Consider the following 24,605-nt stretch of genomic DNA (forward strand, 5'->3'; position numbering starts at 1 on the left):
TGACCGCAATATAGGGTCTTTATCCGACTCTGCGGCCCCTGCTGCCGCCTGTTGTTATTGAATCCCGAGATACTCTTTAATTCCGCTGACCATTGATGCGGCTACATTGTTCTGCAGTGCTTCAGTGAACAGCAGAGCCTCGTCTTTCTTATTGCTGAGATAGCCCACCTCAAGCAGTACCGCAGGCATCTTCGTCTCGCGTATCACATGGAAGTTGCCGTAACGCACTCCCCTGTTGCTAAGCCCGGTCGCCTGCACAAGATACTTGTGCATCACATTGGCCAGAGCCTTGCTCGCGTCCCGCTGATAGTAGGTCTCCGTTCCGCTCGCAGCCGCTGATCCGCTGCTGTTGGCATGAACGGATATGAACAAATCTGCACCGAGGTTATTGGCGATTGCCGCCCTTTCCTTCAGTTCCAGGAAGGTATCATCGCTGCGCGTCAGCACCACGTCAATCTTGTTCTCCTGCCTCAGCAGCGCAGCCGCCTTCAGAATCACATCCAGGTTGAAATTCTTCTCATATTTGCCGGTAACGCCTACAGCCCCTGAATCCTTCGCGCCATGTCCGGCATCGAGCACAACCAGCTTACGCCCGCTGTTGCCGGGCTGCGTTGAAGTGTCGCCTGGAGCCTGTGCGTTCAAATCAATGACAATGAGCTTGGAGGAATCTCCCGATACCTCTACGCTATAATTTTTGGGGGTATTAAGATCAATTACAAATCGGACAGTATAAGGATTAGTGCTATACAACGAATAGCGGATACCGGAGACATCCGGATAATCCGTAACTGTCAGGTTCCCGTTCAGATCAGGATCAAGTATTTGTCCTGTTCCGAATATATCCGAGAACGTGGCATTCGGCAGATCAACGATGATTCGGTCCGGTCCGCTGATCTTAGAGACCTTAGGCTCGGCATTGCCGTCTATGGCAATCGTGAACCGGTTCTCATTGAAGCTGATGCCGTTGATCATGCTCACGCTGCTTGAGGGTTCTCCCGGCGGCACTACAACCGTCCCTCCGTCCCCATTACTTTGTCCCGGGTCAATGTTAGGCTCGGAAACGGGCGGGGTAATAAGATCTACTACCTTCTTCGTGTTATCCCATTTGACCGTAAGTCCGAACTGCTCACCAATGAACCGGATCGGTACGAGTGTCGTGCCGTTCCGCAGGAGAGGGGCCGTTGACATAATTACCGTCTTGCCATCGACGGATGCCGCAGTCTGATCTACGATCAGCTGAATGGTCTTTCCCTGCTGTTCAATCTTGATGGTCTTGCTTGTCTGATTCCAATCCACCTTGTATCCAAGGTTCTCAGCGATCATTCTTAGCGGCACCATGATGGAGTTATTTACATTTTCCACCGGAACGTCTTGTCCTGCATTCAGTTCCTGGCCATCCAGGAAGATCTTGTTCTGGCCAGCAGCGGCTTGTCCATGCCCTGGCAGCACCACAACAAAGAGCAGCAGCAACAGCATAAAAGCAAATTTCTTCATTCTTCACCTCTAAGACTCTAGTATTCCGCCCCCAATCGAGCGTTCTTGATGGCATGCCAACTGACAACCTTCGACATAGTGTAGACGCCTTTAGATCTTAAAAGTTGCGAATAAATCCCAACCAAAGTGGAAATGTCTGTGTATTCCCTATAGCTAAAAGGTATGTAGTGCGGTTACAGACAACTCCGCTTATGCAGTGTTACAAACCAAGATATTCCTTAATTCCAGCTGCGATTTCGCGGGCCAGATTATTCTGGAGCTGTTCACTATACAGGCCTGCTTCATCCCCCGCATTGGTCAGATACCCGGCCTCCAGCAGAATCGCAGGCATCCGGGTCTCCCGGGTAACATGCAGACTCTTCGAGCGGACGCCATTGTCTTTGAAGCCGGTTCCCGCTACCAGATGCTTTTGCATAATTTCGGCAAGCGGCAGGCTCTCACTGCGGCTATAGTACGTCTCACTTCCGTTAACTTTGCTGCGGTTCGGATAGGATACATCCAGTGAATTCGCATGAAGGGATACAAACAGCGTAGCATTCGCCGCTTGGGCAATCTTCACACGATCCTGAAGACCCAATGTAATATCCGATGTACGGGTGTAGACGACATCAGCCCAGCCTTCCTGCGTCAGAATAGCTCCGGCTTTCAGGATGACCGCGAGATTGAAGGTCTTTTCCAGCTTGCCTGTAAGACTAACCGCACCCGATTGCTTCCCCCCGTGTCCGGCATCAAGCGCAATAACCGGTCTCCCGGTGAATACCGGATTCACGGGGGCCCCCGTTTCGCTGCCCGTTACATTGAGATCGATTGTGACTAATCCTGTACTCTCATCTGTACTTACTTGATAATTCTGGTAGCCCGTAGTCTGGATTACGAACCTGACTGTCGGGGGATTCGTACTGAATAATGCATAACGTATTTCAGTTACAAGCGGGTAGCCGCTCACATCCAGCTTGCCCTGCGGACTTCCTCCAGTAGATACGCCCGGGAAGCTCCCGCTGAAATCAGGGGCAAATGCCGCTCCGGCAAAATCCACTACGATCCGGTCGGGTCCGGTAACTCTCGTAACCGTAGCCTTGGCTCCTCCGGCAGCGGCTACAATCAGCCGGTTCTCGCTGAATACCGCCCCTTTCACTACAGGGGATGTAGCTGGCGGAGTCGGAGCAACTATAACACTTCCGTCCAATTCCTCCAGAGTCTCTGTGCCGTTCTGAGGCGGAGTGGTTGGTGACGGGGACTGAACTGCCCCTGGAGCCGCTTCGGTTGTTTCTGATGGAGCTGGGGTGGCTGACGGCAGCGGATCTGAAGCGACTGGCGCTGTCTCCGTTATTCCTCCGCTCAAGTACACCGTCTTATCCGTATTGTCCCACCCGACGCTAAGACCGAATTGCTCACTGACAAAGCGGATAGGCACCAGTACCGTCCCGCCGTTCTGCTTAGGCGCAGCATTGAGCGTCAGGTTCACTCCATCGGCTTGTGCGGTGGTACTGCCGACTGCAAGCTGTACGGATTTGCCGTCCTGCTGGACAGTTACCTTGCGGCTGCTCTGTTCCCACAGCACTTCGAAGCCCAGATTCTCCACCACTACACGGATCGGAATCATAACGCTTCCATTCACGTTCTCGAGGATTACCCCCTTAGGCAGTGCAAGCTCCTTGCTGTCCATCACGATCTTACCGGGGGTTGTTCCGGCTGCCGCAGCTTTGTGGCCGGCGAATGACAGGAGGAGCAGTGGCAGCAGCAGTAGAAGCAACACCCGTTGTCCGGCTTTCTTCATCCTTTCCTCTCCTTTGGTCCATTGATAGATTTGCAGATAAGATTAAGACGACAATAATCCCCAAAAGTTGCCTTCACAGGCAATAATATCTCGATTATAGCAAAAAAACTTCTATTTCCGACACCCGGAAATAGAAGTTTTGTGTAAATACTAAGAATAAATATGCTTCAGCCGTTAACTTAACTTAGCTCTTAGGCAAAAAGCTTGGCTGCATGACGCTCTTCATAAGCAGCAATCTCATCGGCATGCTGAAGTGTCAGGCCGATATCATCCAGCCCCTGCAGCAGGAACTGGCGGCGGTGCTCATCCAGCTCAAAGGTGATGGCCAGACCATAATCATCGCTCAGCTTGTTGTTCTCCAGATCCACTGTAAGCGTGTAGCCCTCATGCTCTGCCGTGCGGCTGAAGAGATCGTCTACCTGGGCCTCTGAGAGCTTGATCGGCAGAATGCCGTTCTTGAAGCAGTTGTTATAGAAAATGTCGGCATAGGATGGCGCTATGACCACTCTGAACCCGTAATCCATGATGGCCCAAGGCGCATGCTCCCGGGAGGAGCCGCAGCCGAAATTCGCGCGGGAAATCAGCACAGAGGCTCCCTCATAACGCGGTTTGTTCATCTCAAATGCCGGATTGTCATTCCCTGCTTCATCAAAACGCCATTCGTAGAATAGAAATTGGCCAAAGCCTGTGCGCTCGATCCGTTTCAGGAACTGCTTGGGGATAATCGCGTCCGTATCTACATTAACCCGGTCTACCGGGGCTACAATCCCTGTTAACTTCTTGAATTCTTCCATTGCTGAATCCTCCTGCTCTCTCAATTATTCTATGAGTTGACGGCTTCCGTCTTGTAGTTCCAGTCACGCACATCCGTGAAGCGTCCTTTGATGGCTGCCGCAGCCGCCATGGCAGGAGAGACCAGATGCGTGCGTCCTCCGCGTCCCTGTCGTCCTTCGAAGTTACGGTTAGAAGTAGAAGCGCAGCGCTGGCCCGGCTGCAGAACATCCGGATTCATCGCCAGGCACATACTGCAGCCGGCTTCACGCCATTCAAATCCAGCTTCGGTGAACACTTTGTCCAGACCTTCCTTCTCGGCCTGCATCTTCACGCGCCCGGAGCCTGGCACAACAATAGCTGTAACTTTGTCAGATACCTTATAGCCTTTGGCTACTTCAGCAGCAGCCCGCAGATCCTCAATCCGGCCGTTGGTGCAGGAGCCGATGAAGACATAATCAATTCCGATCTCGGAGATCGGTGTACCGGGAGCCAGATCCATATATTCAAGCGCCTTCTCGGCTGCTTTGCGTTCATTCTCGGTAGTGAAGTCAGCAGGGTTCGGTACGGTGGAGTTGATATCCGTTCCCATACCAGGGCTAGTTCCCCAGGTAACCTGCGGGATAAGTGTTTCTACATCGAATTCGACCACAGTATCATACTGGGCGCCTTCGTCACTAACAAGGCCCTTCCAGGTCTCAACGGCGGCATCGTACGCTTCACCCTGCGGCACATATTGACGTCCGCGCAGATAGTTGAAGGTTGTCTCATCCGGTGCGATCAGGCCCGCTCTTGCTCCGCCTTCAATCGACATGTTACAGACGGTCATGCGCTCTTCCATCGACAGCTCACGGATAGCTTCGCCGGTATATTCGATAACATAGCCAGTTGCAAAGTCCGTTCCGTATTTGGCAATTACGCCGAGAATCATGTCTTTGGCAGTCACACCCGGATTACGTTTGCCGGTGAAGCGCACTTCCATGGTCTTGGCCTTGGATTGCTGCAGACACTGGGTGGCAAGCACATGCTCCACTTCGCTGGTGCCGATCCCGAAGGCCAGTGCACCGAAGGCTCCGTGTGTGGAGGTATGGCTGTCCCCGCAGACAATCGTCTTGCCGGGATGGGTCAGGCCAATCTCAGGTCCCATGACGTGAACGACACCTTGGTCAATATCATTCAGGTCAAACAATCTTACGCCGAAATCACGGCAGTTCTGCGAGAGCGTATCAATCTGCTGCTTGGAGATCGGATCGGTAATATTGTAACGGTCCTTGGTAGGCACGTTATGATCCATTGTGGCAAAGGTAAGTCCCGGACGGCGGACTTTACGGCCGCTCAGACGCAGCCCTTCAAACGCCTGCGGAGAAGTAACCTCATGAACGAGATGCAAATCGATATAAATAATGCTCGGCTTGCCTTCTTCCTGATGAATAACGTGATTATCCCAAATCTTCTCAAACATTGTCTTGTTGCCCATGAATTTCACCTCATAATAGTAGAATCGTTCCTATGAAGAGAGCGTGGAGTCTCTCTTGAATGTTCTAAATATAACATCACCACGTTTATAATTCCAAGATATGATTTCTATAGCGCTGATAGGCTGTACCTATGAGACACAAGATTTTAACAAAAGGCTCTTGCAGGATTTCACTTCCTAATATTCATACCCTCACTAACCTTCTGAAGGAACTTGTCCAGCACCAGAGACCTTTTCCGCCTGCTTAAGGGAAGCAAGGTTCCATCATCAAGACGAATTTCAATATCATCAACCGAAAAAATATATTGAATATTTACTATACAAGTTCTATGTATATCAACAAAACCCTGCTCGCTATATTGCGCTATTAAATCTATAAATTTAAATCCGTGCAATAAGTAGGTTCTCCTTTTGGTATGTAAATAGCTTTTCCTGTTTACACTTCCAAAAAACATTATATCATTTAAGGGAACTTTGATTAACGCTCTTTTATCGCCTGTGATGGTAACTTTAAAAACTTGAAGTTGCGGGTTATCATCTTTTATAGCAGTTACCACACGATCTATTATTAAAAATAATCTTTCGTTCATGAGTCTTTTAGGTAAAAAACCGCTTATATCATACTGGAAGGTATTTAAAACCTCTTGTTCGGAAGAAGTAACAAATACCAGCTTGAATTTTTTATCGAAAAGGCGCAGTTTTCTCGCCACTTCTTTCCCATCCATTACCGGCAAGTCTAACTCCAAAAAAATGATATCGTAATACGAATGATATTGCTCAAAATCATCAATTAGTTTTTTACCATTTGTATAAGTGTAGATGGTTGTATTGACTTTTAGCCTTTTGAATATTCTTTTTGCTTCAGATACAATGCTATTCAAAAATTTAATATCATCATCACAAAATGCAACATTTAGCATTCAACCACTACCCTTCATTATTTTTGTGGCATTAAATTTGGTTCGAGTCGAATCTATTATTCTTCATCCATCTGCCATTCTTACCATATTTTCCTTATAATAATAGCATAAAATCAGAATCAACATTGGTCAAGATACTAGTCATAATTAAAGATTCTTAAGGAGGTTTTTTAGATTGAAGAGTAAAATTTTGCTCATTGATGATGAAAAAGGAATTATCTCTATTCTGAAGAATTACTTTGAGTCATCAGGTTATCAGGTATATTCAGCTCTTAGCGGAAATGAAGCACTTGAAAGAGTCCATTGTCAGCCCGATATTATCCTGCTTGATATCAATATGCCAGACATCGATGGTATTACAGTTTGTCAGCGAATTCGCAAGTATATTTCCTGTCCAATCCTTTTTCTAACGGCTAGAGTTGAAAGTAAGGATAAAATTATCGGTTTTCGCGCAGGAGCAGATGACTATATCCTCAAGCCCTTTGATATTGATGAATTGGGGGCAAGAGTAGAAGCCCATTTACGTCGCGAAAATCGTATGCATAAGCAATCTATAATCCGTTTTTTTGGAGATCTTACCGTAAATTATTCTAACAGGGAAGTTTCTGTCTCCAGTTTTGTTGTACCACTGTCAAAGAGAGAATTTGAAATTGTAGAACTGCTTTCTATGAATGCCGGGCAAGTTTTTGACCGCGACCACATTTATGAAGCCATTTGGGGAACTGACGGAGAAGGAAGCAGCGATACGATTATGGAACATATTCGTAAAGTTCGTGCGAAACTCGCGGTATTTACTCAGAAAAGCTACATTGATACGGTATGGGGGGTAGGCTATAAATGGAACGGATAAACCATATGAGTTTAAAAAAAGCATTCTTTTTTCTATCGGCCATATTTTTACTTATCGCTTTGCTCCTGAGCGTCATATCAATTTGGGGGATCAGCGAAATTTCCAGGCATTATGGGCCGTCTATTGAATTAAAGATGGATGGCAATGATGTCAGAGCCACACCAGTGCCCCCAGAACCTGCTTACCCGGCATGGTATCACATTTTTAGCATCCTGCAATTTGCGCTTCCCACTCTATATGTACTAACAGGATTATTTTTAGCTGATTGGCTTTTTTATCGGATTAAGCTTAAAATGCCCCTGGCCGCTCTGCAAAATGGAGCCCGGCAAATTATGCACAACAACCTGGACTTCTCGATTGTATCTTCTGCAAGTGATGAGCTTGGACAGCTCTGTGACGCATTTGAAACGATGCGATGTGAGCTTCTGAAAAACAACAGGGAACTGTGGCGGCAAACTGAGGAGCGAAAGAGGTTAAATGCTGCTTTTTCTCATGACTTGCGGAATCCCGTAACCGTAATCAAAGGCTCGGTAAAGCTGCTTAAAATGGGAATAACAAGTGGAAAACAAACAAAAGAAGAGATCGGTGATACACTTTCATTACTTGAAGAGTATTCCGGCAGGATTGAAGCTTTTATAGAAACGATGAGCAGTGCCCAGAGATTAGAGGAAATGCAATGCAATTTAAAACAGGTTCAGTGGTCGGCTCTAATCCAAGAGCTTTCGGTAAGTCTGACGATATTACGTAAAGACAAGAAGCTTAATCTGCATGATAATAACGCCAACAAAAACGAGTGGATTTGGGTTGATCGGTCCATTGTTTATAATGTGGCAGAAAATCTCGTTTCGAATGCCGTCCGGTACGCCCGTAAGCAAATTAGTGTTGCTGTCACCTGCGATGATTCCAGTATGCTTCTTACTGTTCAGGATGATAGTGAAGGCTATTCTCAAAATATGTTATCCCGCGGTACAGAACCGTTTTTACGCGGAGATCATCCTTCTGGGGATTCAGGGCATTTTGGGATGGGACTGTACATTTGCCGGCTGCTCTGTGAAAAACACGGAGGCACCCTAGCCTTACAAAATACAGAGAATGGTGCAATGGCAACGGCTTCATTTAATATTTTGAAATCTTGAGCATTTTTTGAGATTTATATTCTACACTCTCCTTATCAATTGAAAAGGAGAGTTGTGTATGTATATTGAGGCAAAAGACCTTTCAAAACTTTATGGCAACGGCGAAAACAGTGTCATTGCCCTTAATCATGTTAATTTAGAAATTGCGCCTGGAGATTTCATTTCCTTTATGGGGCCTTCGGGTAGCGGGAAGAGCACATTGCTTCATCTGTTAAGCGGTCTGGACAAACCTTCATCCGGCAGTGTTATCTACGATGAGAAAGATATCTACCTCACCAGTGACAAGGAGCTTTCCGCTTTTCGTCGCCAGAAAATCGGATTTATTTTTCAACAATTCAACCTCTTACCTGTCCTGACCGCAAGGGAAAATATTATCATGCCTCTGCTGTTGGACAAACGCCAGGTGGATGAGGCTTATCTTAAAGACCTAACAGATATGCTTGGAATCAAAAGTCGAATGACCCACTTGCCCAGCGAACTCTCTGGTGGCCAGCAGCAACGTGTCGCCATTGCCCGAGCACTAATTGCAAAACCTGACATTGTCTTTGCTGACGAACCCACGGGAAACTTAGATAGTAAAAGCGGCAACGAGGTTATGAGTTTACTCTATGATATTTGGCGTACGATGCGCAAAACCCTTGTGGTTATTACCCATGACAACCAGATCGCACGCATGGCGGAACGACAATTTGTTATTGTAGACGGCCTCCTTTCGGAGGTGGCGGCGAAATGAAATCCTATCGTTCTCTTGTATGGAAAGAGTTGAATAACCAAAAGATCACTTCCGTCTTAATTTTAATTGCGATTATTCTATCTACAATTATGACTACGGTTATCGGCCAATCCCTTGGTATATTAAGTGCTTTGCGTCAACAGCAGGCTGCAGCACTTAATGGCAACCGTTATGTTACTTTTCATCAACTTACACAAGAGCAAAAAGAGAAGCTTAAATTCGATAATAGATTGTCGTTCTCAGGTAGCTTTATGAATATCGGCACCTCAGTAATACCGAATACTAAACTTTCTATTTGGCTTAGTGAATATGAAGATGATACACTTTCAGTCTACCCATCCATAACACAACTTTCATCCGGACGCTTACCTCAGTCACCCCATGAAGTTGCCTTACCACAAGATGCATTAAATCTATTGAATTTTTCCGGCAAACTTGGAGACCACATTACATTGCCGATCCGTATCTCGCTTATACGGGACGATCAAGCTCCCTTTGAATATAAGACTACCTTCACTTTAACCGGCATTTTAAAAAGTAATTACTTAGGGTATGTATCCGGCGGTGTTAACGGTATTGCCGGTCAAGGAACAGCGGAACAGCTGCTGCCGAAAAAATACCAACTGTACTCCACAGATGTTCGTATGATAAACAAAAATCACTTCCAGAACACGGTTGATGATATCGCCGCTCAATTTGCTCTGCCTGAATATTGCATTCAGTACAACGACATCCTTCTAGCAGCAGTGGGTATTGATTACACCCATAAGAGCGATGACTCAGACAATGGTTCCGGTTTTCCCTTTATGGCCGTTGCAAGCGTTCTCGTTGGTACTCTTGTTCTTTTAGCCTCCGGTCTTATTATTTATAACATTTTGAAAATCTCTGTAACGAAACGCATCCGCGAATACGGTACATTACGCGCTCTTGGTGCGGAACGCAGTAAACTATATATATTAGTATCGCTACAGCTTGCCCTACTCTGTGGAATAGGTGTTCCTGCAGGGATCACTTTTGGTATATTGTTTGCCAAAGGAATTACCATCTCCGCAACCAGCCTCTTGTCTCCGGACCTGTTTCTAACAAGTTCATCGGAAGAATTAGCCCTGTTGATAGCCAAAAATAGTTCCGGGAAAATACTTCCTCTGCTCATCAGTACAGTAATTACATTATTGTTTGCCTATCTTGCAGCATTCCCTGCCGCAAGATATGCGGCAAAGGTTTCTCCGACGCTCGCAATGTCAGGTCCGTCAATACGGGTTGGACGAAAAAATCGAAAGGCTCGGCGTATACGTTCCTTCGAAGCCTTCTACGCAAGAATGAATATGAAGCGAAATAAAGGCAGAACGACAATTACTATCTTATCATTATTTATGAGTATAACGGTATTTATAGCATTACAGAGTTTTTCCACATTATTGGATACGAGCACTGCCGTACAAAAAATGCATATTGGTGATTACTCCATTACCAATAAGACAACTGGTTTTTCTCCAGAAGTGGTGAAGGAACTCAAATCCTTAGCAGATATAACTTCCGTTTCCACCTTGAAATATAGCCTGTATACACAGGATAGCAAGGGGCAGATGCCAATTTCCACATCTTTTTCACTACAGCCAGGCGAGGCGCTGCATATTATTGGTGTTGATGAAGATCGGTTAAAAATGATCGCACCAGCACTTACCCAACCGGAACTCCAGGATTTAAAAGCAGGAAAAGCCTGTATTATCAAAAATCCCATCGCCATAAATTATGGAGATACCCGATTAAGCAGTACCTTAATTTCCGTAGGCGATAATATATCTGTCAATAACTTGACGTTACAAGTTCTGCATGAAAGCAGTAATTCAATCACACTGGATAATGACGGATTTGTAAACGGGGTTCAAATCATTGTATATGATACGATCTACGATCAGATTACAGAAACAATCAATTATTCGGAGTTGTATCCTGTCTTGTCACCCAACGCTGATAAGGAAAATGTTGAGAAAGTTATTACTCAAATAAGTGAACAAGCTGGAGGGGGCCAATGGCTTTCTTATCAAGATACAGATACACAGCTTGCAGAAAGCTATCAGCAGATCAAATGGTTAGCATGGGGATTGATTCTGTTTATCGGGCTTATAGGAATTCTAAATATAATTAATACCGTGTACACAAATATTCATACCCGTATTACTGAAATCGGGGTTCAGCGAGCGATAGGCATGAGCATTTCAAGCTTATACAAGACCTTCCTTTGGGAAGGCGCCTATTACGGAATTATCGCAGCTATCGCCGGTTCTATAGCAGGGTATTCATGTTCAATCTTTGTAAGTGCTGCTAAAACAGACACCATAGAGCTTATCCCCGTTCCATTTCTCCCCATTATGGGAGCTGCATTTATTTCTATTGTGGTTTGCTTAACCGCAACATGTATTCCACTCCGCAAAATCGCAGACATGAGTATTGTGGATTCCATAGAGACCGTTCAATAGCGGATGAACAACTTCAAAAATACATCAGCAGAAATACTCCTGATGTATTTTTTTATTCGTCATTCATTCCTTTAGTATGTTCAATAAATTTGGTTAATGTGCTTATTGAACTAAAAACTCTATAATCAACACCATTATAATTAATGCTGACACCTGTAATCGCTTCTATTTCTTTTAAAATCTCAAAAAAATCATTTGGATACAATAAATCAATTAATTTAGTGCTCGCTAGTTGCTCTGCGGTAATATCTCTATCTCTTTTCTTAAAATATGAGAACAATATTTCTTTTATTTCGTTATTTAGTTTGCTTTGGCCTAGAACTTCAACCGAATCGAAATTTAGTGTATTAGCACCAATAACATCGTTTGTTTTCCATAGTTTTCTTTCGGCAAATGTTTGCAATAATACTTCCAGTTCCTCGTATTTCAAATCAGGTTTCTTGATTAATATATTCAATACTATACCTGTAACAGTTGCGGTAGCCTTACTCGTTCCGCCAAACATTTTATATGAATTACTTATACTCTTTACTAAATTAGGCGTTTTATTAGCGATACATTGGATCACCTTGCTTTTATTGTACCAATAATCACTGTTCCCCTGAAGTATAGCACCATTTATACCGATTGCTCCATCGCATGCAGCTGGATAACCCAAATAACCTTGATTAGGTGCTGAAGATATTATGATCTTACCCTCACTCTTGAGTTTATGTATAATTGGTTGTAGCCTTGATCTGCTTTTTTTCTTAATTGTAGTTAAGCTAAGATTAATTGTCCGAATATTAAGTTTACGCGTATACTCCAAGGCTTCTATTAAGGTATCAAGTGAACTCTCCATATTTTGATTTAATGCTTTAATCGCAAAAATATTGGGCTGCGCTTCACACATTTGCGCTATTATATTCGCACATTGAGTACCATGACCATTATCGTCTTCGAAATCGCTATCTTCATCAGTCAAACCCATACCACCGATAACATTTCCAATGGAGTTCTCTTGAACTATTCCCGTATCAATAATGATTACATCAGGATTCATTTTTGATCTCCCTATAGTTGCATATAATAAGTATGGGTAGTGATTTTAATCACTACCCATTATATAAAAATAGACTAGGAATGCTGAAATGGTTTTTTTAAGTAAATTTACCTACTTGTTCACATTAAAATGCGCAAGTAATTTTACAGCTGAATGTAACAGAGCAACCTGCTGGGTTAGAGGCACTTTTTCCAGACCAATCGGCACAATCATCTTTACAACCTTGCCCTTTTACTTCTAATGCATTAATTTTGTCCGCAATTTTTTTAATCTTTAAACTCATAATAAGTCCTCCTTCTTCGCATTCCTAGCTACTTCTATCTCTAAACTGATTTTAAAAAACTATAATTGGCATTTTCAAAAGCACATATTGTTGCTGAAGGACACAATCCGTCATCAGTTAATAATTCATTGAGGTATCGGCATCTTACAGTAAGACAACTGCTATAATTATTGCACCCTTCACATTCCATCATGTTGCAGTCATTAATTCTTGAGATATCTGCTAAGTAATCATTATTAATTCCTCCTAGATGTACTGAACCGATTTTATATTTAGTATCTCCTACAACATAGGAACACGGATAAATCTCTCCGGTTGGGTCAATGTGAATACTGCTATAACCGCCAGAACACTTATTTTTCTTGAAAATATTATTTTCTAAGATTGGAATTTCCACATTTTTTTCATCTAACCTATTCCTTAAATAATATTCTTTCAACAAACCAAGCTGATCTAAATAAGCATCTATATGTTTCTCATCCCAACTCTTATCGAAATAGTCAGGGATACAGACAATCACTAAGAATCCCAATTCTATCAAATGTTTAATACTTTCAAATAAATGAGAAACTGTTTGAGCACCAAATGTAACTCTAGCCCTAATATTCTTCCTTTTTTCCAATGTCATATTAACCTTATTTATAATTGCATCATAAGAACCTGTACCATTTGAGAATAGCCTTGTTTGATCGTGAACCTTTTTATCGCCATCAATACTTATTGAAAAATCGTAATTCATATTTTCCGCCAAGAATTCAATCTTCTTTTTGTCAAGTAACACTGCATTTGTTGTAATACCAAACATAACTATTTTTTTATATGTGGCGAATAATAATTTCAGTCGTTCAGTAATGTATGTTATTAGGTCATAATTTAATAATGGCTCCCCTCCATGGAATTGTATAATTAATGGATCCTCTGACCAATTATCATTAGTACTATAGTTCTCTTGGATAAAATTAATTATTTGATCCGCAGTATTGCGATCCATATCTATTTCCTTTTTGTCGTTTCCTTCATAACAATAGCTGCATCTCAGGTTGCATGCTTTAGTTACCCAAATTCCTATTAACATTGCTCAATCCTCCCATACAATCCTTTGGAAGTTACGTTTCAGTTCTGGACAAACACTTTCATAAAAACCATCATTGCTCTCTATAAGATCTAAGTAATGCAAGCAATTCCAGCAAAATAAATTAACATCACAATCTTTACACTTTTCATGTTTATCAGGCTGTAAATACTCCCAATTTTGATATCCATCATATTTTTTAAATTCACCACTCCCCAGAAAACTGCTTAAATCTTCTATCTCCAATATATTGCCTACATAATATTTATCTCTCTCCAATAAACCGCAAGGATATATCTGTCCTTTACTATTTATATAAATCTCTTTAAATAACCCCCCACAGAGACAAATATGAACATCATCAATGTCAAGATTCATCATTCTTATTTCTTCAATTTGAACTTCTTTTTCTTTAGGCTGCAATGAATCTTTATTATCTTTTCCTCTTCCAATTGGGCTAAAAGCCCTTGCAATGCCACGGGTTCCTAATTCTTTATTTAATTCCTCAAATTGATTGCGTAATACATAGTTCTCCTTAGTCAAGACCATTGATAATGAAATTTTATCGAAATGGTGATTTTTTAATAATTCAACCGAATGCAAGACCTTGTTAAAAACTCCTTTTCCACGTATTGTTGAACATGTGTCTTCATTAACACCATCAATACTAAAATCTATTGCTGATACATGCGCCACTAGTTGTTTCACATTTTCACTATTAATTAATGTCCCATTCGTCATTACTCTGATTTCACCATCGTAAATATCATTCAGGTGAGATAGAATCTCAAAAAAATCCTTCCTAATTAAAGGTTCTCCACCCGTTAAGCAAATACTCTTGGGTTTTGATTTAACCACTTTATTCAAAACCGTTTTTAGAACATCCGTGTCCAACGGATCGCTCAAATTTGTTAAGTCAGAATCCACGCAGCAATGTTTGCATCTGAGATTACATCTGTTGGTAATTGCTATATCAACACTGAAATTTTTATCGAACAGTAACATCTCTTCCGTATCGGCCAGCAAATTTTCTTTGTACAAAAGTTGCAACAGCTCGAAGAAGTATTCCTTATCTTCCTGGTCTTCAAACGCTTCAATCAGTTCATTAGTCGTTGCGCTTTCCTGCATGGCAAGTTTAAGTATTTCATAACATTCCTGACTCATTTTCATCCATTTTCCATTCCTTCGATTCCCTAAAATCACTTTGTTTCCATGAGTCAAAACTTTAGTAAACTGACCTAACATAATATTCCTGTTCATTTTCTTGTTCCTCCGCTAGCATTATTTTTCTATCACATATATTTAAGATTTGCTCTCTATGTGTAATAATTAATGCTGTTTTTCCTTCTAGTTTTCTTCTAATCACATTGCAGATTACCTTTTCTGCTTCAATGTCCATAGCTGAAGTGGGTTCATCTAACAAGTATATAGATTTATTCTGAAGGAAGAGGCGTATTAACGCTATCTTTTGTACTTGTCCACCCGAAAGATTTAATGAATTTTCTTTAATCATTGTATCGAGCCCATCAGGAAAATCCTTTATTGCTAAGCAAAATTCCTTCATCGTCTCAATAATCTCATGATCACTATAGCGATTTTTAGTATCCAGAACATCCCTTAAAGAACCGCTTAATATAAATTCACTTTGTAATAAGCAACCGACTTGATGATGCAGATAATCCGTTTGGTAATCTCCAATAATCACTTCATCTATTAGAATTTCCCCTTTTTGAGGTACACAGAGCTTCGTAAAGAGTTTCATTAAGGTTGTCTTCCCGCATCCATTTTTGCCTACGATTCCTACTACTTCACCCGGTTGGACCTCCAATGATAACCCTTTCAATATTTGATTGGATTCTTCATAGCTAAAATCAATTCTATTCACACTAATCTTGCCTGATAGATCGAGGTCAGGGGTGTAATTTCCTTCTTGAATAACCTCTTTATTATCCAAAACTTCAAATATCCGTCTAAAAATAGGAATGTTTTTTTTGAAAGATATATACTCACTACCAATCGAATTTATTGGGCCAAACATTCTTTGTACATAAATGATTAAACTGAATAAAACACCTACTGTCATCGTCCCTGATAATACTCTTTGCGCCCCCATGAGCAGCACTACAAAAATAATGATTACGCTATAACTTGAAACAATACTAAACAACACAGTAATCATTCTTAATTGTTTTATTGCTTTTTCTACTACAGACCGGTTCTTCTTGCAGTAACCACAATAAGCACGTTTTACTTCACCTGCCATTTCAATATGATTCACATTATTTAGTATTTCATTTGTATAGGATGAGAAATCTGCAATTTCTTCTCTTAATGGCACCACATATGCTTCAATTTTTTTACCGTATTTTTTTTGAATTAAAGCAAATGAAAAAGTAAGCAATATTAAAATGATTCCAATAGTTTTATCTATGTAGATTAAATATGCGGAAATGCCTACTGCAATTAATGTATTGGATAAAATTCCGCTTATTGATTTTGTGAAAAGGCTTTCTATTGATGAGATGTCTTCTTCTAAAACTGTAAACATGTCTCCAACCTTATGCTTGCTCCAAAAAGCTACATTGGTATTCATTAATTTTTCAAAAACCATTTCTTTTATTTCAGAAACAAAGCGTTGTGAAAATTTATAGAAGCTAACTTGATATAAATATTGGAAAGCAACCATCGTACATCCTACAATCAGCATAGTAATAGTGTAATTGGCAATATCTCCAATGTTCCTATTGCTTATTCCTAAGTCAACTATTTTACTTATGTAACTTGGAAATATAATTGACGAAACACTATAAATTAAAACAAATATTATGCATTTTATTTGTTGAAGTGTAAAATCCAAATATCTGAGTCGACTAGAACCGTTTAAGTACTGTAAGCACTTTATCCAGTAATACATTTAGTTTTATCCCTTCGATTTGTGTATTATTTTACTTTTTTAACATTATTATTATCTATAAGACAATCATTTTCTTTCAATACACTCATAATAAACATAAATGTAGAAATATGCCATATTCCTCGACCGAATGGTGCTTTTTTCTCACCCAATGGTTGGTTATGCCAAATTTAAATCATTTCCCCAATATGACAGCTACTGCAACCCTTGTAAAAACCGATGTAATCAGACCGATTTATAGGATATACTTATAAGAAAGCGGATTACTATTGATGGTACCTAACCTGTAAGGAGGTTTGAAATGGAACTGCGTCAACTGCAATATGTCCTGCAAATTGCGGCTGAGCGTAATTTTTCCCGGGCAGCAGACAAGCTGCATATCGCTCAGCCTTCACTCAGCCAGCAACTCTCCAAACTGGAAAAAGAACTGGGTGTCCTTCTTTTCCAGCGCAATACCAGTTCAGTTGAGCTGACTCATGCCGGTAAGAAATTCGTCGAGCAGGCTCAGACCATCATTGATGCCGTAGAACTGCTGCGCCAGGAGATGTCGGATATATCCCAGCTGCGCACCGGACGGGTTGTGGTTGGCAGCATGCCGATCACCGGTGCGCATCTGCTGCCGCATGTGCTGCCTGCCTTCAAACGCAAATACCCCGAGATTGAAATCACGCTGCTGGAGGACTCCTCCATGAATCTTGAGAAGCTGACAGCCAGCGGCCAGACAGATCTCAGCCTGCTATCCCTACCACTGGAGATTCCGACTCTAGCTCATGAGGTTCTTGGAGAGGAACGGATCGACCTGGCAGTCCCGCCTGAGCATCCGCTGGCGGCGCGGATGCTGCTGGGTACACGAACTTCGCTGACCGAGCTTAAGGATGAACCGTTCATCGTGCTCAAAGAAGGACAGGGCTTCCGCAAAATGACGGTGGAGCTATGCCGTGGAGCCGGATTTGAGCCGCGGATTGTCTTCGAGAGCAACAATATGGAGACCGTCCAATCGCTTGTAGCCACCGGAATGGGCGTAACGCTCGTGCCACATTTCATTGCACGGGCACCGCGGAGTGAATTCGTGCCTGTCTACCTGCCTTTGGCTGAACCGGTACCCAGCCGTACTCTGGTTGTCGCTTACCGGCGCGGACGCTATTTGTCCCGTGCTGCGGAAGCTTTCATTGAAACCTTCCAGACAACGGTCGCCGGACTGGCAGGCGAATAAGCCGGCGGAAACAAATGCCCATCCAGCTCTTATCATGAGGCCGGATGGGCATTTGCTATATTTTGGCAGAAGCAATTATTTATTTGCGCAAATTATACTGCGTGATCATACGGTTCTGGTCATCGGGCATACGGGTAGTACTCTCGTCAACCGGTCCTTCTGTGCGGGAATCTCCGGCTTTTTCCTCGACAAATTCTCGGATCGCTTTGTTTTGAAATTCGGCGGCTTCTTTGGAATTCTGATTCTGTTCCTGTCGGACATTAGTCTTCTTACTCAATTCAATCCACCTCCTGGTAACTGATTATAAATACTTTACCCGTTCCCCTGAAGGACAACCAGGAAATCCGCTCCCTGCCCCAGCAGAAAAATATTCGTCCGGAGCTCTTTGCAAACCCTGCTTCCGCATGGTATTCTAAATGACAAATAGTGAAACGTGCTGACGGGACCAGTAAGAATGGACGTATATTCGTGTGCAGAGAGTAAATTCCTGAAGGCTGGGAGAATTTACCGCGAAGGTCATTCTGAATCCTACCCCTGAGCGGCCTGCCCTGCAGGACGGATACTCCCGTTATGAGAATGAAGTCGGATGAACCCTCATCAATGAAGGTGGTACCGCGGAAGTTAATCAAGCTTTCGTCCTTTGCTAAGTCTAAGGATGGGGGCTTTTTGTCATTTCCGGGTGTTACAGGCATTTCAATTCGAGAGGAAAGTGAAAGACAATGACGTCAAGAATTGTGGTCAAAATCGGCAGCAGCTCACTCACAGGTCCCGAAGGCGGCCTTAATCGTGAGGCGGTCGCCTTCTTCGCCGCCGAGATTGCAGCGCTCCGCAAGGACGGCTGTGAAGTGCTGCTGGTCACCTCCGGGGCGGTCGCAGCCGGCTTCCGGGGCATCGGCTATGCTTCCCGCCCAAGGCTGCTGCATGAGAAGCAGGCGGCGGCGGCGGTAGGACAGGTTATGCTGATGCAGGCTTATCAGGAGGCCTTCGCAGGCCACGGTATACCCACTGCTCAGATTCTCCTGACCCGTACGGACTTCTGCAGCCGCCGGGCCATGAACAACGCCATGATGACGGTTGAAGAATTGCTCCGCCAAAGCGCCGTGCCCGTGTTCAACGAGAACGATACTGTATCGGTGGATGAGCTGAAGTTCGGTGACAACGATACCTTATCGGCGCTGGTTGCCAATCTGCTGAAGGCCTCACACCTGCTGGTGCTGACCGATATGGACGGCGTCTACAGCGGCGATCCCCGCAAGCACCCGGATGCTGTGCGGTATGAGCATATAGAAGAGATTACGCCTGAGATCTATGCCATTGCAGGCGGTGCGGGCTCAAGCGTGGGCACCGGCGGCATGCGCTCCAAGATCGACGCGGCCAAGATCGCCACGCGGGGCGGCGTTCCGGTCTTCGTGGGCCAGGTTAAGGAGCCAGGGGATTTATCACAGGCCGCAGCCGGGACGGGCAAGGGCACTTATTTTGCCACCACACTCTCCTCTCTGCCGGTCAAAAAACAGTGGCTGGGCTTCATGTCTACCCCGCTCGGATCACTGTATGTCGATGACGGTGCTGTTGAAGCGCTGCTCCACGGGGGCCATAGCCTGCTGCCGGTCGGGGTTAGACGGATTGAGGGAAGCTTCCATTCAGGGGATGTCGTCGAAGTGCTAGGCCCGGATGCGAAGCTGCTTGGGCGGGGCATCGTCAATTATGATGATAGCCAGCTCCGCAGCATTCAGGGGCTTCCGAGCCGCGAGATTGTGCCCAAGCTCGGTGAAGTGCACCGGCTGGAGGTGATCCACCGGGACGAATGGATCACACTGCGTTAATCTTGCAAATCCTATTGTATATCCATATGCCAACATAATTTTTTTGAGGAGGAATTGCCATGAGTGAAGTGGTTAACAAGACAACGCTAGCCAAAGCAACCACAGGGGTACTCGCAAGCCTGACTACCGCCCAGAAGAATGAAGCCCTGCTGGTGATGGCTGCCGCCCTGCGTGCCGAAGCTGATTACATTATTGCCGCTAACGCCGAAGACCTGGAGCGCGGCCGGTTGAACGGGACACCGGAGTCGATGCTCGACCGGCTGGCCTTGGATGCGGGACGGATTGACAGCATAGCCGAAGGCTTGCAGCAGATTGCCGTTCTGCCTGATCCGGTTGGAGACAATCTGGAGACGATCGAACGGCCAAACGGCCTGCACATTGAGAAGGTACGGGTTCCGCTTGGAGTCATCGGCATTATCTATGAAGCACGCCCCAACGTCACCGTTGACGCTGCCGGACTGTGCCTTAAGACCGGCAATGCCGTGGTGCTGCGCGGCGGCTCCTCCGCCCTCTCCTCCAACCGTGCCATCGCCGAGGTGCTGCACCGCGCACTTGCAGGTACCGCCCTTCCGCCGGATGCCTTGCAGCTGATCGAAGATCCTAACCGTTCCTCCGTGGATGAAATGCTGAAGCTGAACGGACTGCTGGATGTCATCATCCCGCGCGGAGGAAGCTCTCTGATTCAGAATGTGGTTCTGAACGCCACCGTACCGGTTATTGAAACAGGAGCAGGCATATGTCATACTTATCTGGATGCAAGTGCCAATCCGGAAATGGCCCGGCGTATTAGCGTGAATGCGAAGGCCCAGCGGCCTTCGGTCTGCAATTCAATGGAGACACTGCTGGTTCACCGTGCTTACGCCGAAGAACACCTCGCCGCACTTGCCGAAGCCTTCCGCGAGGCCCGTGTGGAGCTGCGCGGCTGCCAGGATACCGTTGCTCTTATCCCTTGGGCTGTGCCTGCCACACCAGAGGACTTCGCTACAGAATACAACGATTATATTCTAAATATTCGTATCGTTGACACGCTGGAAGAGGCTCTCGGACATATCGCGGAATTCGGCACCAAGCATTCCGAATGTATTGTAACTGAAGACGCGGCGAATGCTGCACGCTTCCTGCAGGAGATTGACGCTGCAGCGGTATATCACAATGCATCTACCCGGTTCACGGACGGCTTTGAGTTCGGCTTCGGTGCCGAGATCGGCATCAGCACCCAGAAGCTCCATGCCCGCGGGCCAATGGGACTGCCTGCATTGACTTCAAGCAAATATATGATTCACGGCTCCGGCCAAATCAGGGGTTAACTCACTCAACTTATAGGGGGACTGCCAGCCATGTGCCAGCAACCAGCAATTCCGCTCATCAATCATAATATCGTTTTTTACGGCGCAGGCTCGATGGCTGAGGCCATTGTGCGGGGATTGATCGCCCGTAATGTAGTGGAATCGGGCCGAATTATTATGCTGAACCGCAGCAGCAGCGAGCGCCTGGCTGAGCTCCGCAGCCGTTACGGCGTGCTTGGCTATAATGCTCGCGAGTCCAAGCTCGAGGCTCTGCGCTCTGCGCCGGTCATCGTTCTAGCCATGAAGCCCAAAGACGCTGCGGAAGCGCTCCGTTCACTGGGACCGCTGCTGTCGCCGGATCAGCTCGTCATCTCCGTCATTGCCGGGCTGACCATCCGTACGATGCAAGGCTTACTGGGTAATCCGCAGCCTGTGGTCCGCACCATGCCGAACACCTCTAGCTCCATCGGCCTTGGTGCTACCGGGATTGCCTTCTCCAAGGAGGTTGGCGAAGACAGCCGCCGTACAGCGCTTAACATCTTCGAAGCGATCGGCCTGACGGCGGTCATTGACGAAGAACGGATGGAGACCTTAACAGGGATCTCCGGCAGCGGACCGGCTTACATCTATTACATGATGGAAGCGATGATCGCTGCCGGTATCCGCGGAGGGCTGCCGCTTGCGCAGAGCCGTGAGCTGACCGTCCAGACCGTGCTTGGCGCAGCCCGGATGGTGCAGCAGACCGGTGAAGAGCCTGCCGCCCTGCGCAAAAAGGTCACCTCGCCGAATGGATCTACCCAGGCGGCCATTGAAGTACTGGAGCGCGGCGATTTCTTCGAGACCGTCATTTCCGCCGTCAACCGCTGTGCGGAACGTTCCCGCGAGATGGGCTCGGCTCTGGAGCAGGAGCTGCACTAATTTTTCGGCCTAGTTATTGATATTCTTCCTACAACATAACAGCCCGCAGTTCCTTCCATGTGAAGGAATTGCGGGCTGTTCGCGGGTTGTGAGGCATAATCCCGCCAGCTTCAAGTGCATTTATGCCCTTCATTTTGCTCAATAATCCACTTTTGCTCAAATCAAGTGCATTTATGCCCCTCACCCCCGCTCCCCGCCCACTCTCGGCCAACTCATTAGCAACAAAAGTAAAAAAAAGTGCCCCTTAAGCCACATACATGACTTAAGGGACACCTTAACCGGCCGGGACTTGCCCTGGACCGGCGTATATCACTAACTCGCTCCGCTCATCTGCCTCCGCCCCGAAATTTCTGGGAATAGGCTTTGACATCCTGGGCATTCTTCACCCGGTTGCGGGCCCATTCCAGCAGAATGCGGTCAATGTAACGGAAATGAACCTTTCCTGCAAAGACCGACTCCTTCAGCGCGAGCAGAATCAGCTCCTCGGGATAGCGGTCTTCATCCACCCAACCGGAAATAGATTCACATTCCATGGGGGACAGCGGACGCCCGAATTCCTTCTCGAAAATGCTGAACAGACTCCGTCCGTCTTCTGACTCCTTGTCACCCGGCACAGCCGGGCGGCCATAGCCGCCGTCCGGTGCGGTAGCCCCGGAGTGATGAGCCACTGCCCGTGCCCCCGGCTCCCGCCCGCTCTGGCCGGGCTTCTCCTGGGCATTCTCCCGCGAGAGTTCTGCCAGATAAGCTCCCAGCTTCGCGTACAGGCCGGAGAAGTTATAGCGCTCATAATGGATGTCCCTCAGCTCGTCGTTATCTCCGTCGATGCTGATGAACCCCTCCTTCATGAGCTTCTGCAGCTCTCCGGCAATCACCGGAATACTGCGCCCGGTTACTGCCTGCAGCTCCTCCAGGGAAGGGAAATCAATCCCCTCTACCTGTCTGAAGGAGAGCAGGTGAATCAGCAGCATGGATTCACTGCCGGTCAGATTCAGCTTCCGGTAATATTTCAGGAGTGCATAAGGAATGACGGCCATTCCGTTCTCCAGGCCGAAGGCTACGCCCTCGCCCCAGGTATTCCAACCTTTTCCGTCCATACTTAAGCCCCCTTTCCCTATTCTTTAAGGGTAAAGACGGTACAGTGTACGAGGGAAGGCAATCGTCTCACGAACATGGTCCAGACCGCAGATCCAGGCTACTGTACGCTCCAGCCCCAGACCGAAGCCGGAGTGTGGAACCGTGCCGTAGGTGCGCAGATCCATGTACCATTTGTAGGTGTCCATCGACAGGTTATGTTCCTTGAAGCGGGCTTCCAGCAGCGCCGGATCATCAATACGCTGTGATCCGCCGATGATCTCGCCGTAGCCTTCAGGAGCGATCATATCCGCACACAGCACCACTTCCGGACGATCAGGATGCGGCTTCATATAGAAAGCCTTGAAGGAAGCCGGATAGTGGGTAATGAAGACCGGTCTGTCGCTCATCTCGGCAATCGCCGTTTCATGAGGAGCCCCGAAATCATCGCCCCAGGCAATTTCGTAGCCTTTTTCGTTCAGGAACTTAATCGCATCGTCATAGCTGATACGCGGGAATGGTGCTTTGATGTTCTCAAGCTTCGAGACATCGCGGCCCACTGCTTCCAGCTCGGCGCGGCAATTCGTAAGCACGGACTGCACGACAAAGCTGATGAAATCCTCCTGCACGCATAAGCTCTCTTCATGATCGGTGAAGGCCATTTCCGGCTCAATCATCCAGAACTCGATCAGGTGGCGGCGGGTCTTGGATTTCTCTGCACGGAAGGTAGGGCCGAACGAATAGACGCGTCCCAGCGCCATGGCTGCGGCTTCCATATACAGCTGCCCGCTTTGGGTCAGATAGGCGTCTTCATCAAAATACTTGGTGTGGAACAGGTTGGTCGTGCCTTCTGCTGACGTTGGGGTCAGAATCGGCGGGTCCACCTTCGTGAAGCCGCGCTCATTGAAGAACTGCTGAACCGCGCGGATAATCTCCGCACGAATGACCATGACCGCCCGCTGCTTGGAGGAACGCAGCCAGAGATGACGGTGATCCATCAGGAAATCGACGCCATGCTCCTTGGGTGTAATCGGGTAATTCTCGGTAATATGCAGGACCTCAATTCCCGTAACCGTCAGCTCGTAGCCTGACTGGCTGCGGGGCTCCTCACGGATGATTCCAGTCACATACAGGGAGCTTTCCTGGGTAAGGCTCTTGGCATCATCCCAGACCTGCTCAGGGACCTCTGATTTCACCACAACCCCCTGGATATAACCGGTACCGTCGCGAAGCTGCAGGAACTGAATTTTACCGCTGGAGCGTTTGTTGTTCACCCAACATCCGATGACAACAGTCTCTCCGACATGCTCATTCACGTTCTTGATTACACTCTTGTTAGCCATGC

General features: G+C 45.9%; 21 protein-coding genes. 8 read left to right on the forward strand and 13 right to left on the reverse strand.

The genetic code is table 11. The features are described from left to right. Nucleotides 1–54: 54 nt before the first annotated feature. The 5 genes from NYE26_RS18735 to NYE26_RS18755 form a co-directional block, all read right to left on the reverse strand. A complete protein-coding gene (locus NYE26_RS18735) occupies nucleotides 55–1,494 on the reverse strand; it encodes an N-acetylmuramoyl-L-alanine amidase family protein (RefSeq protein ID WP_339249249.1) in 1,440 nt (479 codons plus the stop codon). Nucleotides 1,495–1,693: 199 nt separating this feature from the next. Beyond that, nucleotides 1,694–3,271, reverse strand: coding sequence for an N-acetylmuramoyl-L-alanine amidase (locus NYE26_RS18740; RefSeq protein ID WP_339249250.1), 1,578 nt, complete (start codon nucleotides 3,269–3,271; stop codon nucleotides 1,694–1,696). 191 nt (nucleotides 3,272–3,462) lie between these two features. Then, nucleotides 3,463–4,065, reverse strand: a complete 603-nt coding sequence (gene leuD, locus NYE26_RS18745; RefSeq protein ID WP_209869901.1) for a 3-isopropylmalate dehydratase small subunit — start codon at nucleotides 4,063–4,065, stop codon at nucleotides 3,463–3,465. A gap of 29 nt (nucleotides 4,066–4,094) precedes the next feature. Then, nucleotides 4,095–5,519: a 3-isopropylmalate dehydratase large subunit gene (gene leuC, locus NYE26_RS18750; protein ID WP_036727197.1), complete on the reverse strand. Its 1,425-nt coding sequence runs from the start codon at nucleotides 5,517–5,519 to the stop codon at nucleotides 4,095–4,097. A gap of 170 nt (nucleotides 5,520–5,689) precedes the next feature. Next, complete coding sequence (locus tag NYE26_RS18755) at nucleotides 5,690–6,439, reverse strand: LytTR family DNA-binding domain-containing protein (RefSeq protein ID WP_339249251.1); 750 nt, start codon at nucleotides 6,437–6,439, stop codon at nucleotides 5,690–5,692. 175 nt (nucleotides 6,440–6,614) lie between these two features. On the opposite strand from NYE26_RS18755, the gene NYE26_RS18760 reads away from it, so the two are divergent. From NYE26_RS18760 to NYE26_RS18775, 4 genes are read left to right on the forward strand one after another with little or no spacing between them, the layout of a single operon-like run. Beyond that, the gene (locus NYE26_RS18760; RefSeq protein ID WP_339249252.1) at nucleotides 6,615–7,289 is read left to right on the forward strand and encodes a response regulator transcription factor; all 675 of its coding nucleotides are present in this window, start codon (nucleotides 6,615–6,617) and stop codon (nucleotides 7,287–7,289) included. Then, complete coding sequence (locus NYE26_RS18765; protein WP_051478161.1) at nucleotides 7,277–8,425, forward strand: HAMP domain-containing sensor histidine kinase; 1,149 nt, start codon at nucleotides 7,277–7,279, stop codon at nucleotides 8,423–8,425. Before NYE26_RS18760 ends, NYE26_RS18765 begins: the two co-directional genes overlap by 13 nt. Nucleotides 8,426–8,477: 52 nt before the next feature. After that, nucleotides 8,478–9,158, forward strand: a complete 681-nt coding sequence (locus tag NYE26_RS18770; protein WP_200869566.1) for an ABC transporter ATP-binding protein — start codon at nucleotides 8,478–8,480, stop codon at nucleotides 9,156–9,158. Beyond that, nucleotides 9,155–11,638 carry an ABC transporter permease gene (locus tag NYE26_RS18775; RefSeq protein ID WP_339249253.1) on the forward strand — a complete coding sequence of 828 codons (2,484 nt, stop codon included), beginning with the start codon at nucleotides 9,155–9,157 and terminating at the stop codon, nucleotides 11,636–11,638. The genes NYE26_RS18770 and NYE26_RS18775 overlap by 4 nt, the downstream gene beginning before the upstream one ends. Before the next feature lie 52 nt (nucleotides 11,639–11,690). Here the strand turns inward: NYE26_RS18775 and NYE26_RS18780 are convergent, their stop codons facing one another. The 5 genes from NYE26_RS18780 to NYE26_RS18800 form a co-directional block, all read right to left on the reverse strand. Next, on the reverse strand, nucleotides 11,691–12,680 hold the full coding sequence (locus NYE26_RS18780; protein ID WP_339249254.1) for a S8 family serine peptidase: 990 nt from the start codon (nucleotides 12,678–12,680) through the stop codon (nucleotides 11,691–11,693). A gap of 124 nt (nucleotides 12,681–12,804) precedes the next feature. After that, nucleotides 12,805–12,963, reverse strand: a complete 159-nt coding sequence (locus NYE26_RS18785; protein ID WP_179090430.1) for a hypothetical protein — start codon at nucleotides 12,961–12,963, stop codon at nucleotides 12,805–12,807. 40 nt (nucleotides 12,964–13,003) lie between these two features. Further along, on the reverse strand, nucleotides 13,004–14,038 hold the full coding sequence (locus NYE26_RS18790; RefSeq protein WP_209869913.1) for a radical SAM protein: 1,035 nt from the start codon (nucleotides 14,036–14,038) through the stop codon (nucleotides 13,004–13,006). Nucleotides 14,039–14,041: 3 nt separating this feature from the next. Beyond that, complete coding sequence (locus NYE26_RS18795; protein ID WP_339249256.1) at nucleotides 14,042–15,295, reverse strand: radical SAM protein; 1,254 nt, start codon at nucleotides 15,293–15,295, stop codon at nucleotides 14,042–14,044. After that, on the reverse strand, nucleotides 15,261–16,949 hold the full coding sequence (locus tag NYE26_RS18800; RefSeq protein WP_339249258.1) for an ABC transporter ATP-binding protein: 1,689 nt from the start codon (nucleotides 16,947–16,949) through the stop codon (nucleotides 15,261–15,263). The genes NYE26_RS18795 and NYE26_RS18800 overlap by 35 nt, the downstream gene beginning before the upstream one ends. Nucleotides 16,950–17,250: 301 nt before the next feature. Between NYE26_RS18800 and NYE26_RS18805 the strand changes: the two genes are divergently transcribed. Further along, the gene (locus tag NYE26_RS18805; RefSeq protein ID WP_036727207.1) at nucleotides 17,251–18,162 is read left to right on the forward strand and encodes a LysR family transcriptional regulator; all 912 of its coding nucleotides are present in this window, start codon (nucleotides 17,251–17,253) and stop codon (nucleotides 18,160–18,162) included. Nucleotides 18,163–18,241: 79 nt separating this feature from the next. Here NYE26_RS18805 and NYE26_RS18810 read toward each other — a convergent pair whose 3' ends face one another. After that, nucleotides 18,242–18,439: a hypothetical protein gene (locus tag NYE26_RS18810; RefSeq protein ID WP_036727208.1), complete on the reverse strand. Its 198-nt coding sequence runs from the start codon at nucleotides 18,437–18,439 to the stop codon at nucleotides 18,242–18,244. A gap of 442 nt (nucleotides 18,440–18,881) precedes the next feature. On the opposite strand from NYE26_RS18810, the gene proB reads away from it, so the two are divergent. From proB to proC, 3 genes are read left to right on the forward strand one after another with little or no spacing between them, the layout of a single operon-like run. Beyond that, nucleotides 18,882–19,985 (forward strand): glutamate 5-kinase, encoded by a 1,104-nt coding sequence (gene proB / locus NYE26_RS18815; protein WP_339249263.1) that lies wholly within the window; start codon nucleotides 18,882–18,884, stop codon nucleotides 19,983–19,985. A 59-nt stretch (nucleotides 19,986–20,044) separates the two neighbouring features. After that, entirely contained in the window at nucleotides 20,045–21,292 is a 1,248-nt protein-coding gene (locus tag NYE26_RS18820; protein WP_036727212.1) for a glutamate-5-semialdehyde dehydrogenase, read from the forward strand. A gap of 30 nt (nucleotides 21,293–21,322) precedes the next feature. After that, a complete protein-coding gene (proC, locus tag NYE26_RS18825; RefSeq protein WP_339249266.1) occupies nucleotides 21,323–22,189 on the forward strand; it encodes a pyrroline-5-carboxylate reductase in 867 nt (288 codons plus the stop codon). A gap of 326 nt (nucleotides 22,190–22,515) precedes the next feature. Here proC and NYE26_RS18830 read toward each other — a convergent pair whose 3' ends face one another. Both NYE26_RS18830 and asnS read right to left on the reverse strand, forming a co-directional pair. Continuing rightward, nucleotides 22,516–23,283: a DnaD domain protein gene (locus NYE26_RS18830; RefSeq protein WP_339249269.1), complete on the reverse strand. Its 768-nt coding sequence runs from the start codon at nucleotides 23,281–23,283 to the stop codon at nucleotides 22,516–22,518. Nucleotides 23,284–23,307: 24 nt separating this feature from the next. Next, the gene (asnS, locus tag NYE26_RS18835) at nucleotides 23,308–24,603 is read right to left on the reverse strand and encodes an asparagine--tRNA ligase (protein ID WP_339249271.1); all 1,296 of its coding nucleotides are present in this window, start codon (nucleotides 24,601–24,603) and stop codon (nucleotides 23,308–23,310) included. Nucleotides 24,604–24,605: the final 2 nt, after the last annotated feature.

It is taken from the genome of Paenibacillus sp. FSL P2-0136, from assembly GCF_037975325.1.
GTDB lineage: Bacteria > Bacillota > Bacilli > Paenibacillales > Paenibacillaceae > Paenibacillus_AQ > Paenibacillus_AQ silagei.